Below are 15,581 nucleotides of genomic sequence, written 5' to 3'. Positions count from 1 at the left end.
TATCAGAAAGGAGACAACGCTATGGAATACATTCGCCTCGGCCAATCCGGCCTGAAGGTTTCTCGTCTGTGCCTCGGCACGATGAACATGGGCACGCCGCAATGGAAGCCGTGGATCTTCGACGAAGCGCAAAGCGAGCCGATCGTGCGCCACGCGCTGAACGCCGGCGTTAATTTCATCGACCTCGCTGACTTCTATTCGACCGGCGTCGGTGAAGAAGTGGTGGGCCGCATTTTGAAGCGCATCGCGCGTCGCGAGGAACTCGTCGTGGCGACCAAGGTCGGCTATGACATGGGCGCGTATCAGAACGCCGGCGGCCATTCGCGCAAGCACGTCATGGATGCTATCGACGCGTCGCTGACGCGCCTCGGTATGGATTACGTCGATATCTACATGCTGCATTTCTTCGACGTGAATACGCCCGTCGAAGAAACCATGGGTGCGCTGAACGATATCGTGTGCGCGGGCAAGGCCCGCTACATCGGCGTATCGACGATGTACACGTGGCAGTTCGCGAAGATCATGCAAGTGTGCGAGCGCAATGGCTGGCACAAGCCGATCAACATGCAGTTGCAGTTGAATCTCGCGTACCGCGAGGAAGAGCGCGAAATGATTCCGTACTGCCAGGATCAGGGTGTGGGCGTGTCGGTATTCAGTCCGCTTGCTCGCGGCCTGCTGACCTGCGAGCCGAACTCGACGCGCAACCAGACCGATTTCTTCACCGCGCAAATGTATGGCGATACGGCGTCGCGTGAGATTGCCGCGTCGGTGGCGCGCGTGGCGGCGCGGCGTGGTGTGTCGGCTGCGCAGATCGCGCAAGCGTGGGTGCTCAATCACGGGGGTGTGGCGAGCATGCTGGTCGGTGCCGATACGCCTGCCCAATTCGACAGCGCGCTCGCCGCGCTCGGCACGAAGCTCTCAACCGACGAGTTCTTCGAACTCGAACGCAACTACACACCGTGCGATCTGATCAACGACTACACCGCCGGTAAGCGTATCGCCCGCGAAGCGCGGCTTGCGCAAGGCGTGTTCGTCGAGAACCTGGAGAAGGCAGCATGAACGAATTTCTTCGAACCGGCCATTACATTGGCGGCGAGTGGTACGAAAGCGCGAGCACGTATCCCGTTCTGAATCCTGCAACGGGCGAGGTCATTGCTCAGGTCGCGAGAGGCGGCGCCGCGGAAACGACGCAAGCCGTCGCGGCGGCGGAGCGAGCCTTTCCGGCGTGGCGCTCGATAACAGCCAAGGAGCGTGGCGCGCGCATCAGACGCTGGGGCGAGTTGATGCTTGAGAACCGCGAGGCGCTCGCCGAACTGCTGACGCGCGAGCAAGGCAAGCCGCTTGCCGAAGCGCGCGGCGAAGTCGGCTATGCCGCGAGCTTCTTCGAATGGTTTGCCGAAGAGGCTAAGCGCAGTTATGGCGACGTGATCCCGAGCCCGAATCCGAACGCGAAGATCATCGTGACGCGTGAACCGGTCGGCGTGGTCGCGGCGATCACGCCGTGGAATTTCCCGCTCGCGATGATCACACGCAAGGCCGGCCCGGCGCTCGCGGCAGGCTGCACGATGGTGCTCAAGCCTTCCGAAGAAACGCCGCTGTCCGCCTTGGCATTGGCGGTGCTGGCGGAGAAGGCCGGCATTCCACCAGGTGTGTTCAACATCGTCTCCGGCGACGCGGTGGCGATCGGCGGCGTGCTGACCGAATCGGAGGTGGTGCGCAAGCTGTCGTTCACCGGCTCGACGCGCGTCGGCAAACTGCTCGCGAAGCAGTCGGCGGATACGTTGAAGAAGCTGTCGCTTGAACTAGGCGGCAATGCGCCCTTCATCGTATTCGACGATGCGGATATCGACGCCGCCGTGCAAGGCGCGATGGCCTCGAAATTCCGCAACACCGGACAGACCTGCGTGTGCGTGAATCGCTTCTACGTGCAGGACGGTATCTACGATGCATTCACGCAGGCGCTGACACAGGCTGTGCGGAAGATGCGCGTGGGCAATGCGCTGCAAGGCGAGGTCGAGCAAGGTCCGCTGATCAACCAGGCGGCGCTGAAGAAGGTGGAAACGCATGTCGCCGACGCGTTGCAAAAAGGCGCGAAGGTTTTGACGGGCGGCAAACCGCATGCACTCGGCGGCACGTTCTATGAGCCGACCGTGCTGATCGACGCATCAAAGTCGATGCTGATTGCTGCGGAAGAAACCTTCGGCCCGGTGGCAGCCTGCTTTCGCTTCAAGACTGAAGACGAAGCCATCGCCGCGGCCAACGACACACCGTTCGGCCTCTCCGCGTATTTCTACACGCGCGATCTTGCTCGCGCATGGCGCGTCGCCGAGGCGCTTGAGAGCGGCATGGTCGGCATTAACGAGGGCATTTTGTCGACCGAAGTCGCGCCGTTCGGCGGCGTCAAGCAATCGGGTCTTGGTCGCGAAGGCTCGAAGTACGGGCTCGATGAATACACAGAACTGAAGTACATGATGATGGGCGGCCTCGGACGCTAGCCCTCGCCCTTGCATCGAGCGTTTATGCGTCCGCTTCGAGCTGCACACGCGAGAGGCGGACGATGCAGCCCTGCGTATCTGAAGCCGGTCATACGCCGGCCACGCAACAGCTGCCCACACAACGAAGGAGACAGCGTGAGCAATCAGGATTTCCAGGCCGCCACTCTCGGCCTCGCCCCCACTTTGCCGCCCGCCGCTGCTGCAGCCGCGCGCGGCCCCATTCCTCTCGACGACGTTCCGCTGAACGCGTTCCACGTCAAGATCGCCGGCTTGACGTTCGGCGCTCACTTTACCGAAGGTTTTGCACTCGGAACGATCGGCTACGCACTCGCCTCGCTGAATCGCCAGATGCCGCTCGACGCATTCTGGATGGGCATGATCGGAAGCTCCGCGCTGATGGGCATCTTTGTCGGCAGCCTCGTGTTCGGCTGGCTGTCGGATCGCCTGGGACGACAGAAAATCTTTCTGTTGAGCTTTCTCATCATCACCGCGGCGGCGTTTGCGCAGTTCTACGTGAGTTCGCCGTTCGAGCTGTGTCTGCTGCGGGTGTTGATCGGCTTCGGCATGGGCGGCGATTTCGCGGTTGGACATGCGATCCTCGCCGAGTTTTCGCCGCGCAAACATCGCGGCACCTTGCTCGGGTCGTTCAGCGTGGTGTGGACCATCGGCTATGTGGTGGCTAACGTGCTCGGCATGCAGTATGCCGACGCGTCGCCCGATGCATGGCGATGGCTGCTTGCGTCGGCCGGCATTCCCGCGCTGATCGTGTTGATTTTGCGTATGGGCACGCCCGAATCGCCGCGTTGGCTGCATGGCAAGGGACGTGTGGCCGAAGCCAAAGCGATCGTTCTCAAACACTTCGGTCCCAACGTCACGCTCGACGGCGGCGTCGATGAACACGCGCAAACGCATGGCGGCTTCATGCGCCTGTTCAGGAAAGATCTGATCCGCAGAACGATCTTCAACTGCGCGTTCTTTGTGTGCCTCGTGATTCCCTATTTCGCGATCTACACGTTTCTGCCGACCATTCTTAAAGCGATCCATTTGGACGACGGCTCGGGCGCGGATTTTCTGTTGAACGGCTTCCTCGTGCTTGGCGCGCTGATCGGCATCTGGCTCACCATTAAGTTATCGCGCCGCGCGTTTCTGATCGGTTCGTTCGCAGTGACATGCATGTCGCTGATTGCGTTGAGCTTGCTGCCGGAGTCTGCAACGCTCTCGATGATCGTCGCATTCGCGATCTTCACGCTGACGATGTCGGCTTTTTCGAACCTTGTCGGTGTGTTTCCACCGGAGTGTTTTCCGACCGAGGTGCGCGCGTGTGGTGTCGGGCTTGCCATTGCGTGCAGTCGCCTTGGTTCGGCGGTCGGTACGTTTTTGTTGCCGCTCGGCATCGTCCACCTGGGTTTCCACGCGACGATGATGGCGCTTGCCGTCGTCCTGCTGATCGGCATGGTGGTGTCGATTGCGTGGGCGCCGGAGACGAAGCATCTGACGTTGAACGAAGCCAGCGGCGCATAGTCCGTGGTTAGCGCTGTTTAGAAACCCCGCCGCATCGGCAACGATGCGGCGGGGTTTCTATTTACCGTGCGAGAGCCGGGGGACGTGACCCTGGACAACTTTCCGAAAAGTCTCAATCGCCGATCGCTCATGTGGCCCCCAAACCCCATTTCCATACGTCCACCCCTATGACGTGTATCATTCGTTCCCTGCGCTGTTCTGTGCCGGCAATTCCCGTATTTTCAAACGCTCGTTCGTAACCTGGTTACGACGCGGCGGACTTGCCGCGTGAAGCGGGTCCCGGACCGGCTCCCGCAGTTCGGCGCCGCCGCGCCAGACATGGCAGACCAGAGGCCACAAGCTTCTGAAGACCGCCTGAACCTCTATCCGTGACCGCCAGACCCGATGTCAGTCTCCGAACTCAAACGCCGCCGCACGTTCGCGGTCATTTCCCACCCGGACGCGGGCAAAACCACGCTCACTGAAAAGCTGCTGCTGTTCTCGGGCGCGATTCAGATCGCCGGTACCGTGAAGGGCCGCAAGAGCAATCGCTACGCGACCTCGGACTGGATGGAGATCGAAAAGCAGCGCGGCATTTCCGTTGCCAGTTCGGTCATGCAGTTCGAGTACGGCGACGCTGTCATCAACCTGCTCGACACCCCGGGCCACGAAGACTTCTCTGAAGATACCTACCGTGTGCTGACCGCGGTCGACGCCGCCGTGATGGTGATCGACGGCGCGAACGGCGTCGAAGCGCAAACGCTCAAGCTGCTCGAAGTCTGCCGCAGCCGCAAGACGCCGATCGTCACCTTCATCAACAAGCTCGACCGCGAAGTGCGCGAACCGCTCGAACTGCTCGATGAAATCGAGCAGCATCTGGGCGTCGCCGCCGTGCCGTTCACGTGGCCGATCGGCATGGGCAAGGAATTCCAGGGTGTCTACGACATCCAGCGCGATCAGGTGCGCCTGTTCCGCGCCGGGCAGGATAAGGCGGGCGGCGAGGTCGAAACGCTGCAAGCGCTCAGCGATGAAGAAGGCGAACGCCGCTTCGGTCATAGCTGGGTCAAGGCGAAAGAAGAAATCGACCTGATCACCGGCGCGTCGCCTGATTTCGATCGCGAGCAGTTCCTCGCGGGTCAGCAATCGCCGGTGCTGTTCGGCTCGGCGATCAATAATTTCGGCGTGAAGGAAATTCTCGACGCGCTGGTCGATCTGGCGCCGCCGCCGTCGATGCGCATGACGGTGCAACGTCCGGTGATGCCGGACGAGCCGAAGTTCACCGGCGTCGTGTTCAAGGTGCAGGCGAATATGGACCTCGCGCACCGCGACCGCGTGGCGTTCATTCGCGTGTGTTCGGGGCATTTCGAACGCGGCATGGCGGTGAAGGTCACGCGCACGAACAAGACGTTCCGCGCGAATAACGTGGTGACGTTCCTTTCGCAGCGTCGTGAGACGGTCAGCGAGGCGTATCCGGGCGACATCATCGGTATCCCGAATCACGGTACGCTGAGCCTCGGCGATACGCTGACCGAAGGCGAGCAGTTGCAGTTCGTCGGCTTGCCGTTCTTCGCGCCGGAAATTTTCCAGACGGTCGAAGTGGTGGACCCGATGCGCGCCAAGCAACTCGGCGAGGCGCTGAAGCAGCTCGGCGAAGAAGGCGCGATTCAGGTGTTCCGTCCGGAAGTCGGCGGCTTGATGATTCTTGGCGCGGTTGGCCAACTGCAGTTCGAAGTGGTGTCGCACCGCTTGTCGACGGAATACAAGGTCGACGTGCGGATGGCGCCGGCGCGCTATCGCATGTCGCGTTGGGTGACCAGCGACGATGCGGCCGAATTGCGCCGTTTCACCGATTCGTACGCGGCGCGGATCGCGCTCGATGCATCGGATGCACCGACGTATCTGGCGTCGCATGTGTCGGAGATCGAAGTCGCGCAGAAGGCTTGGCCGAAGATTGTCTTTAACGAATTGCGCGAGCACTCGGGCGCGCCGTTCAAGAAGGCGATGTAACTTCATCCTGCTGTGAGCGCTTGGTGCTTGCGTCGTTAGACGAATAAAAATGCCGCGTCGAAAACGCGGCATTTTTTCGTCCCTGCTTTGCTGCTCGCCGCGCAGTGCAGTGCACCACCTCACTCCATCTTCAAAACCTCTTCCCGCATCCAGCTGGCAAACGCTTGCACATGCTCAAGCGCCGCGTGCTGCTGCGGGATGTCGAGCCAGTAACCGAACGGCCCGGTCACTTCGATCTCCGAGAACTGCGCCAGACTCCCATCAGCCAGTTCCTCGACGATCATGTTCCGATCGACCACCGCCAGCCCAGCGCCTTTGCGCGCCGCGCGAATCGCCTGCTCCAGTGTAGAAAACTCGATACCGTTTTCCGCATAGCGTGCGGGCAGGTCCGCCTTCGCCAGCCAGTTCGGCCACAGGTCCAGGCGGGCATCGTTATGCAGCACGTGCAGCGCGGGCATATGCTCGAGCAGCATGTCGAGTGATTCACTGAGCAAACGTGGTGCGCCGACCAGTACGTGGCGCTCGGTCATCAGCAATTCGGAATGCGCACCCGCCAGCGCGTCGCGGCCGAAGCGGATATTGCAGTGACAGTCTTCCGTGGGCGAGGTGCGAACGGACAGTTCGACATCGGGCAACTCGTCGCCCAGCGAACCGAGCCGCGGTGAGAACCACTGTGTCGCAAAGGTCGGCGGCACCGCGACGACGAGACGCCGCCGGCCTTTGGCCGCGGTGATCTGACGGAAGCCGCGTTCGATCGTGTCGAAAGCGTCCGATAGACAGGGCAGGAATTGCACACCGGCCGGCGTCAAACGGATACCCTTGTGATCGCGCTCGAACAGTTTCGCGCCGAGCGATTCCTCGAGCAGCTTGATCTGCCGGCTCACCGCGCCTTGCGTCACGCACAGCGCGATCGCAGCGCGATTGAAGCTCATATGGCGGGCTGTCTCTTCGAAGAAGCGCAACGCGATCAGCGATGGCAAGCGCCGCATAAATCACCTTCTGTCTCTTTGATCATCCGGTGCAGGCCGTAGGTGTCGTGCCAGTACCGCAGAATTTATGTTCGTGCTGCGTCGCTGGCTGCGCGTTGTCTCCGACGCGCCACGCAGGCAATGATCAGCCGGCGCTTCTAGAGCAAAGGCGCCGTGCAGCATGTTAATTGTCGCATTTCGGCTCGATATTTTGCTTAAGTGCGCTAAAAAAATTCCGATGCACGTTGGCTCGGATCAAGCGGAATTTCGTGCATATCGCGCCACCCATTCAGAAGCACCGCGCAAGCCCGCGACTTCGCCTATCCTGACGAAGACACGCGCCTCGCCGCCGGCGCGCCCTTTTCAATCTGCGGAGCGCCCGTGACCGTTCGTAACCTCGACGCTTTGTTCCGACCCGAATCCGTCGCCGTGATCGGCGCTTCCGAGCGGCCGGGCAGTACCGGCGCGATGGTGTGGGCGCGCGTGCTGGAAGGCGGCTTCGGCGGTCCCATCTGGCCGGTCAATCCGAAATACGACACGCTCGGCGGCCGCGCGGTGATCGGCGATGCCGGCGATCTGCCGCACGCGCCTACCGTCGCGCTGATCTGCACGCCGCCTGATACCTGGCCTGGCATCATCCATCGGCTTGGCGGTTTGGGCACGCGCGCGGCGATCATCGTCGGCGAAGTGCGAACCGATGACGACCGGCTCGCGTTGCGGCACGCGCTGTCGGCGGCGCGGCCGCATCTGCTGCGTATCGTCGGGCCTGGCAGTCTGGGCGTGGTGTCGCCGGCGCTGCGCGCGCATTTCGGCGCACCGTCGTGCACGGTGAAGGGGGGCGGCGTCGCGTGGGTCTCGCAGTCGAATGCGCTGACCAACGCCGTGCTCGGCTGGGCGCACGCGCGCGGACTGGGGTTTTCGCACGCGGTCGCGCTGGGCGGCGAGGCGGACGTGGATGCCGGCGACGTGCTCGATTACCTGGCGAGCGATTCCGGCACGCGCGCCATCCTGCTCGAACTGGATACGGTGCGCGCGGCGCGCAAGTTCATGTCGGCGGCACGCGCGGCGGCGCGCAACAAGCCGGTGCTGGCGTTGCGCTCGGGCCGCGCCGATCCCGCCGACGCGCTGTACACCGCCGCATTCCGTCGCGCAGGTATGGTGCGCGTGGATGCGCTCGACGATCTGCTCGACGAAATCGAAACCCTCGGTGTGGGCCGCGTCGCGGCGGGCGCAACGGCGACGTTGATCACCAGCGACCGAGGCCTCGCCACGCTCGCCTGCGACGCTTTTGTGGCAGCCGGCGACACGCTCGCGCCGTGGCCCGCCGAAGCCGACGCGGCGCTCACTGAAGCACTGCCATACGCGGTGGCGGGCAACCCGCTGCAACTCGGCGACGACGCCCGTCCCGAGCATTTCGGCACCGCGCTGAAGCTACTTGCCGAGCATCGCAGCACGGGCACGGCGTTCGTGGTTCACGCGTCGACGCATGGCGCGCCGGTCGGCGAGGTCGCGCAGGCGTTGATCGCCAATCAGCGCTTCGCCTATCGCGGTTTGCTTGCGTGTTTTTTCGGCGGCGTGGATGCGGCCACGCGCGACGCGCTGCATGCGCAAGGCATTCCGGTTCATACGACGCCGCAGCGGCTCGCGCGTGCTTTCGCGCGGTTGGTCGATTACCGGTTGGGCCGCGAATTGCTGATGCAAACGCCGGAAGGATTGCCGGCGGAGATTCCCGAAGCGATCGACGCGGCTCAGGCGCAGGCGCGTGCCGCAATCGGGGCAGGTGAGCACCAACTAACCGGGGAAGCGGCGGCGCGACTGCTCGAGCGCTTCGGACTGCGTGTCGAGCAGCACGCGGTGGGACAGGCGGAAGAGCGCGTGGAACAGCCAGTTGATCCCTGCGCGGACCAGGCCGCCACGCGGGCTAAAAAACCGGTGGTCGACCTCGCCGTCGAGCTTCACGACGACGACAACTTCGGCCCTGTTTTTCGCTTCATCGCACCGTCGGCGGATGGCGTATCCGAGCCGTTGCGGGTCTACGGTTTGCCGCCGCTCAATCCGATGCTCGCGCGCGACATCGTCACGCGTTCGCGTTATGCGCGTCTGGTCGAGCCAGAGCCGGCATTGGCTGCATTGACGGCGTTGTCGCAGGCGGTGTGCGACGTCAAGGAGATCGTCGGCCTCACGCTGACGCTGCGGGTGTTCAGCGATCACGTGGTGGTAGTCGAGCCGACCCTGAGCATCGCATCGACGCGCAGCCGGCTCGCGATCGTGCCTTATCCGCGCCGCTTCGAGGAAACGCTCGACTGGCACGGCCTGCGCATCACGGTGCGGCCGATCCGGCCGGAAGACGAAGCCGCGCATCACGATTTCGTCGAAGCGATGACGCCCGAAGATTTACGCCTGCGGTTCTTCGGCGCGGTCGGCAGCTTCGACCACTCGCAGCTCGCGCGGATGACGCAGATCGACTACGACCGCGAAATGGCGCTGATCGCGACGGTGGCAAGCGAGGAGGGTTTCACGCGGACGCTGGGCGTGGTGCGGGCGGTGGCCGATCCCGATAACGAAACGGCCGAATTCGCCGTCGCGGTACGCTCGGATCAGAAAGGGCGGCAGTTAGGACGCTTGCTGGTGGAGAAGATCATCGCGTATGCGCGGGCGCGCGGCACGCATTGGCTGGTCGGCGAGGCGTTGCGCGAAAACGGTCCGATGATCGCGCTGGCCAAATCCAGCGGGTTCACCATGACGCAGACGGAAGATCCGGGCGTGGTCGGCTTCAGGATGGCGTTGGATGAAACCGCCCAGGAAAGCGCAGAGGCGGCGCGCAGCAAGAATTGACTGGAGGGGGGCACATCATCACCGCCCGCGCCGATCAGACGGCTGAGGCGGTGATCGAAAAACAAAAGACGTTTATGGCCTCAAGCCGGCAGCTTGGCCGCGGCTTCGTCGACTTGCGTGCGCGTCACGGCCAGTTCTTCCAGCCATGCTTCAGCGTAGACCGCGCCGGTCTCGCGCTCGAGGCGCGCAATCGTCGCCGCACAACGGTTCGCGTCCTTCGGCGTCGCAATGAACGTCTTCACCGATTCACCCGCCTTGAACGCATCGAACAGCGGCACGCGAATGTCGTCCGGCAGCGCGCGCGTCGTCCATTGATACGGCTTGCCGTTGAACGTGAACGACGGCGGCAGCACGCGCTCTTTCTTCGCCGCGGGAATCAGGCCGTAGGTGCGTGCGGCGTCGCCGATCTGCTCGGGCGAAAACAGTTCGTCCGGGCTGATGTCGAATTGCTGAATAAAAGTCTCGATGCTTTGCATCGCCGCGGCGCGGTCGTCGCGGCGCTTCTGCGCATGAGCGACGATGTCGCGCAGTTCGTCGGCTTCTTCGGGCGTGATCGTGAAGCTCGATTGCTTCTGCTGGAGTTCGGAAAAACGCTGGAATTCGGAATCGGTCAGAAGTTTCGCCATTGCTTATCGAGGGCGCGCATGAGGGGACCCATGCGGCGTGATTTTTGAGGGGGTCGCCATTCTAAACCATGTGCGGATGGGGTTGATTGTGCAGCGGCCTGCTGCACACATTCGCTCTCTGTCGACGCCACGCTAGACGCCACTCTCCCGAAACATCGACAACGCCTGCACCGTCTCGCGCAGCAGCGCTGTAGCGGCCTCCAAAGTCGGCGCAACATATTCGTCGATGCGTCGCAAGTACGGGCACGTAAGCGCCGCAATCGCCTGGCCCGAGGGCCCTTGGATCGGGAAGGTGACGTCCGTCACGCCAACAGTCTGCTGGCTGTCCTTCTGCGAGAATCCTGCCGCGCGAGTTTGTTCACACGCCTGTTCCAGCGCATCGCGATTGATCGTGACTTCGCCTTTCACCTTGGTGTGTTCGGCCAGCATCTGCTCGCGCTGCTCCGGGCTTTGGAATGCCAGCATCACCCGCCCCGAACCCGTATCGATCAGACCGACACGCGCCCCGAGCCGCACCGAAATACCCCACGTGCCCGGTCCATCCACCTGGGCGATCACGAGCAGATTGCCGCGGTCGTACACCACGAGGTGACACGATTGCTCGGCGCTATCGGCAAAGCGCTGCATCAGCGGTAACGCTTCGGAAATCAGCCGGTTCATCGGCGGATGCCGATGCGCGAGCGCGTACAGCTTCAGACTCAGCGAATAACGGTCGCCCGCCGCCGAACGCACGACGTACTGCCGCGCGACCAGTCGCTCCAGCATCCGGTACATCTCGCTCGCGTTGCGTCCCAGCAGCTTGGTGATTTCGGCGCGCGTCAGTCCCTCTTTCTGCTCGGCGAGCAGTTCGAGGATATCGAGGCCTTTGTCGAGCGCGGGCGCGCGGTAACGGTCGTCGTCTTTGTCTTCCGCATCCATCTTGGGTGTCGTTCCGTGTGCAGTTCTCATTATCTGGCGCATGAGTGTAGTGCGTGGTGAATTCCATGCGGGGCTGTGCCCGGCCAGGGAAAACACGGACAGTTGGTACAGTGCATAGTCCTTGACTTCGAAAAATTCGTATATGAATAATACGTTCATTGGTGAATGAGCGCACGCCAATACGATAAGAAAGCGCAGGACGAAGTGCCTGCCATCCAACATGGCCGGATCACGCAGTTCAACAACGCATATCAGGAGACAACGATGTCGTTCGCAAAAGAGCCGTTCGCGGCTCGCCGTTTTTTCAGGAATTCACTATTTGCCGCAGCAGCGGCAGCTTGCGTTGCCGGCCTCGCTGTAACCGGCACCGCGCAAGCCACCGAGGCCGGCAAGATCGGCCTCGATCTGCCGCTCATCACGTCGCCGTTCTGGCAGTCGTACAACAACTATCTGCCCAAGGTCGCGAAGGACATGGGCATCGATATCCTCGCGCCAGTCAATTCCAACGGCGATCCTGCCCAGCAGATCACCGACATGAACAATCTGCTGAATCTCGGCGCCAGGGGCATCGTGGTCGGGCCGCTGGATTCGGCGGCGATCAGCCGCGCGCTCGATGCGGCGGCGGCGAAGAACGTGCCGGTTGTCGCCGTCGACGTCGCGCCGACGCAAGGCAAAGTCGCGATGGTGGTGCGCGCCGACAATCGCGCGTATGGCGAGAAGGCGTGCAAGTACATCGGCGAGCATGTGAAGTCGGGCAAGGTCGTGCAGATCATGGGCGATCTGGCATCGGTGAACGGGCGCGACCGGTCTGAAGCGTTCCGGTCCTGTTTGAAGGGCTATCCGGGTTTGTCGCTGCTGGAGATTCCGGCGAGCTGGAAGGGCGACGTGGCGGCCACCGCGCTCGATAGTCTGCTGACCGCGAACCCTGATGTGAAGGGTATTTATATGCAGGCGGGCGGTGTCTATCTGTCGCCGACGCTGCAAACGCTGCGCCGCAAGCAGATGCTGTTTCCCACCGGCGACGCGAAGCACGTCGTGATCGTCAGCAACGATGGTATTCCGCAGGAGTTCGACGCAATCCGCCGCGGCGATATCGACGCGACCGTTTCCCAGCCCGCCGATTCGTATGCGAAGTACGGCCTGTTCTATATCAAGGCGGCGCTCGCGGGACAAACCTTCAAACCGGGTCCGACCGATCACGGCAGCAACATCATCCAGTTGGCGCCGGGCATTCTCGAGGACCAGTTGCCCGCTCCGCTCGTGACCAGGTCGAATGTCGACGACAAAGCGTTGTGGGGTAACACGGTTAAATGAGCGAGCTCACGCCATCCGTGCCGGTCGTCGAAGCGTTTGAGATCACCAAACGCTTCGGCTCCACGGCCGCGCTGAACGACGTGAGCATCCGCGTGATGCCCGGCGAGTCTCACGCGCTCGTCGGGCGCAACGGTGCGGGCAAATCGACGCTGGTGTCGATCCTCACCGGCCTGCGCAAGCCCGATACCGGCGAGGTGCGTTTCAGCGGTGCGGCCGCGCCGTCGATCGCGGATCGCGATGCGTGGCGCGAACGCGTCGCCTGCGTCTATCAGCATTCGACCATCATCCGCGATCTCACGGTGGCGGAAAATCTGTTCATCAACCGGCAACCGTCGCGGCACGGCGTGATCGACTGGAACGCGATGCGCCGCGACGCTCGCGATTTGCTCGACCACTGGAAAATCGACGTGCGCGAAGACGCGCGCGCCGGCGATCTGACAGTGGAAGCGCGGCAACTGGTCGAAATCGCGCGGGCGCTGTCATACGGCGCGCGTTTCATCATCCTCGACGAGCCGACCGCGCAACTCGACGGCGATGAAATCAAGCGCCTGTTCCGCCGTATCAGCGAGTTGCAGCGCGAGGGCGTGACATTCCTGTTCATCTCGCATCATCTGCAAGAGGTCTATGAGATCTGCCAGGCCGTGACGGTGCTGCGCGACGCGCGGCATATCGTCAGCGCGCCGGTTTCCGCGTTGCCGCGCGAGCGGTTGATCGAAGCGATGACCGGCGAGCGCGGCGGCCTCGCAGTCGCCGATGCGGCGGCGCGCGATGCGTTGCCTGCCGATACGGCCATCGCGCTGGAAGTCGAAGAACTGGCCGGCTCCGATTACGAAGACGTGTCGTTCGCGGTGAAGCGCGGCGAAGTAGTCGGCCTCACCGGCGCGACGAGTAGCGGCCGCACCAGCGTGGCGGAAGCGATCGCTGGTTTGCGTGCGGCGAAACGCGGCGCAATTCGCGTTGACGGCGCCACACTGCCGCCTGGCGACGTACCCGCGGCATTGGCACATGGCATCGGCTGCGTGCCGAAGGATCGCCATCACGAAGGCCTGGTGCTGACGCAATCGGTCGCCGAAAACGCCTCGATGACCATTGCGCGCCTGCTCGGCAAATTCGGCATCGCGCCACCGGCGAAGAAAAACGCCTTCGGCCAGAAGATGATCGACGCGCTCGGCATCGTCGCGCAAGGTCCCGAGCACATCGTCTCTGGGCTCTCGGGCGGCAATCAGCAGAAAGTGGTGATGGCCCGCGCGCTCGCCACCGATCCCAATGTGCTCGTGCTGATCGACCCGACCGCCGGTGTCGACGTGAAATCGAAGGAAGCGTTGCTGTCCGTCGTGGATCGCGTGCGCGAAGAGGGCAAAGCCGTGCTGGTGGTGTCCGGCGAACTCGACGATCTGCGTACCTGTGACCGTGTGCTGGTCATGTTCCGTGGCCGCGTCGCGGGCGAATTTCCCGCCGGTTGGCAGGACCACGATCTGATCGCATCCGTTGAAGGAGTCAGTCTCCATGAAGAATAGTGTGCCCAGCCCCGCATTCGGCACGACGCAAGCTCAAGCGCAGCCGGCCGTGGCAGCCACGCGCGGCAAACGCGCGCGGATCGAATTTGCTCGCCTGCGCGACTTGGCGTTGTTGCCCGCGCTCGCGTTGCTGCTCGTGATCGGCGCATTTGTCAGCCCGAGTTTTCTGACGCGAGCGAATCTGATCAGCGTGCTGGGCGCGTCGGCGGCATTGGCGCTTGTCGTGCTCGCTGAATCGCTGATCGTGCTGACCGGCAAGTTCGATCTGTCGCTCGAATCGACGGTTGGCATCGCGCCTGCTGTCGGCGCGATGCTGGTGATGCCGGCGGCGTCCGCGGGCTTCGGCATGCAATGGCCGGCGGCGGCGGGCTTGCTCGCCATCGTCGTAGTCGGCGCGGTGATCGGGTTCATCAACGGATTTCTGGTGGTGCGTTTGCGGCTGAATGCATTCATCGTCACGCTGGCCATGCTGATCGTGTTACGCGGCATGCTGGTCGGCGCCACCAAAGGCGGCACGTTGTTCGATATGCCGCCGTCGTTCTTCTCGCTCGCGACCACCATCGTGCTCGGCTTGCCGTTGTCTGTCTGGCTCGCGGCGGCGGCGTTCGCGATTGCGGCATTCGTCTTGCGCTATCACCGTTTGGGCCGCGCGCTATACGCGATCGGCGGCAATCCGGAAGCGGCGCGCGCAGCGGGGATTCGTGTCGAGCGCATCACGTGGGGCGTATTCGTGCTCGGCAGCATGCTCGCATCGGTCGGCGGCTTGATCGTGACCGGCTATGTCGGCGCGATCAACGCGAATCAGGGCAACGGGATGATTTTCACGGTGTTCGCGGCGGCGGTGATCGGCGGCATTTCGCTCGACGGCGGCAAGGGCACGATGCTCGGCGCGCTCTCCGGCGTGCTGCTGCTCGGCGTCGTGCAGAACCTGCTGACGCTCGCGCAAGTACCGTCGTTCTGGATTCAGGCGATCTACGGCGCGATCATCCTCGGCTCGCTGATGATCGCGCGCCTCGCCAGCGGCGAAGGCCAGAACTAATGAGCACGCGTGACGGAGAACTCACTTGACCAGCCGCCCATTGCAAACCGACCCACGCTTGATCCTGCTCAGCCCCGCCGATAACTGCCTGATCGCGGCGGCGCGCCTCGAAGCGGGCACGCAAGTCGAGATCGAAGGTGAGCGCGTGACGCTCGCCAAAACGATCGAACTCGGTCATAAGGTGGCACGCCAGGAACTCGCGAAAGACGACAAGGTGCTGCGTTACGGCGCAGTAATCGGTCACGTGACCGAAGCAGTCATGCGCGGCGCGCATCTGCATACGCACAACCTCGAAAGCGACTACCTGCCGACTTATACGCACGATGCGGGCCACCAGTTCGTACATCACTGATTTGTGCACA

Annotated in this window: 12 protein-coding genes; 9 read left to right on the top strand and 3 right to left on the bottom strand. The window is 62.9% G+C overall.

Annotation, left to right across the window (positions count from 1 at the left end; translation table 11 throughout):
• Positions 1–21: 21 nt before the first annotated feature.
• From WN982_RS38730 to WN982_RS38715, 4 genes are all read left to right on the top strand, one after another.
• Positions 22–1,059, top strand: a complete 1,038-nt coding sequence (locus WN982_RS38730; protein ID WP_341317230.1) for an aldo/keto reductase — start codon at positions 22–24, stop codon at positions 1,057–1,059.
• Positions 1,056–2,495 carry an NAD-dependent succinate-semialdehyde dehydrogenase gene (locus tag WN982_RS38725; RefSeq protein ID WP_341317229.1) on the top strand — a complete coding sequence of 480 codons (1,440 nt, stop codon included), beginning with the start codon at positions 1,056–1,058 and terminating at the stop codon, positions 2,493–2,495. Before WN982_RS38730 ends, WN982_RS38725 begins: the two co-directional genes overlap by 4 nt.
• Positions 2,496–2,630: 135 nt before the next feature.
• Complete coding sequence (locus WN982_RS38720; RefSeq protein ID WP_341317228.1) at positions 2,631–4,016, top strand: MFS transporter; 1,386 nt, start codon at positions 2,631–2,633, stop codon at positions 4,014–4,016.
• Positions 4,017–4,400: 384 nt separating this feature from the next.
• Positions 4,401–6,002, top strand: coding sequence for a peptide chain release factor 3 (locus WN982_RS38715; RefSeq protein ID WP_341317227.1), 1,602 nt, complete (start codon positions 4,401–4,403; stop codon positions 6,000–6,002).
• Positions 6,003–6,121: 119 nt separating this feature from the next.
• On the opposite strand, the gene WN982_RS38710 is transcribed toward WN982_RS38715, so the two are convergent.
• A complete protein-coding gene (locus WN982_RS38710) occupies positions 6,122–6,991 on the bottom strand; it encodes a LysR family transcriptional regulator (protein WP_341317226.1) in 870 nt (289 codons plus the stop codon).
• 360 nt (positions 6,992–7,351) lie between these two features.
• On the opposite strand from WN982_RS38710, the gene WN982_RS38705 reads away from it, so the two are divergent.
• Positions 7,352–9,805, top strand: a complete 2,454-nt coding sequence (locus tag WN982_RS38705) for a GNAT family N-acetyltransferase (protein WP_341317225.1) — start codon at positions 7,352–7,354, stop codon at positions 9,803–9,805.
• A gap of 80 nt (positions 9,806–9,885) precedes the next feature.
• Here WN982_RS38705 and WN982_RS38700 read toward each other — a convergent pair whose 3' ends face one another.
• Positions 9,886–10,431, bottom strand: a complete 546-nt coding sequence (locus WN982_RS38700; RefSeq protein WP_341317224.1) for a hypothetical protein — start codon at positions 10,429–10,431, stop codon at positions 9,886–9,888.
• 132 nt (positions 10,432–10,563) lie between these two features.
• On the bottom strand, positions 10,564–11,349 hold the full coding sequence (locus WN982_RS38695) for an IclR family transcriptional regulator (protein ID WP_341319561.1): 786 nt from the start codon (positions 11,347–11,349) through the stop codon (positions 10,564–10,566).
• Positions 11,350–11,613: 264 nt separating this feature from the next.
• On the opposite strand from WN982_RS38695, the gene WN982_RS38690 reads away from it, so the two are divergent.
• The 4 genes from WN982_RS38690 to WN982_RS38675 are packed head-to-tail and all read left to right on the top strand — an operon-like array spanning position 11,614 to position 15,571.
• A complete protein-coding gene (locus WN982_RS38690) occupies positions 11,614–12,663 on the top strand; it encodes a sugar ABC transporter substrate-binding protein (RefSeq protein ID WP_341317223.1) in 1,050 nt (349 codons plus the stop codon).
• Positions 12,660–14,180, top strand: coding sequence for a sugar ABC transporter ATP-binding protein (locus WN982_RS38685; protein WP_341317222.1), 1,521 nt, complete (start codon positions 12,660–12,662; stop codon positions 14,178–14,180). Before WN982_RS38690 ends, WN982_RS38685 begins: the two co-directional genes overlap by 4 nt.
• On the top strand, positions 14,170–15,219 hold the full coding sequence (locus WN982_RS38680) for an ABC transporter permease (RefSeq protein ID WP_341317221.1): 1,050 nt from the start codon (positions 14,170–14,172) through the stop codon (positions 15,217–15,219). The genes WN982_RS38685 and WN982_RS38680 overlap by 11 nt, the downstream gene beginning before the upstream one ends.
• A 25-nt stretch (positions 15,220–15,244) precedes the next feature.
• Positions 15,245–15,571 carry a UxaA family hydrolase gene (locus WN982_RS38675; protein ID WP_341317220.1) on the top strand — a complete coding sequence of 109 codons (327 nt, stop codon included), beginning with the start codon at positions 15,245–15,247 and terminating at the stop codon, positions 15,569–15,571.
• The last annotated feature ends 10 nt before the right edge of the window (positions 15,572–15,581 follow it).

Source organism: Paraburkholderia sp. IMGN_8 (assembly GCF_038050405.1).
In the GTDB taxonomy this organism is placed as follows: domain Bacteria; phylum Pseudomonadota; class Gammaproteobacteria; order Burkholderiales; family Burkholderiaceae; genus Paraburkholderia.
Note: the sequence above shows the minus strand (reverse complement) of the source record. Positions and strands in the feature narration are given on the sequence as shown.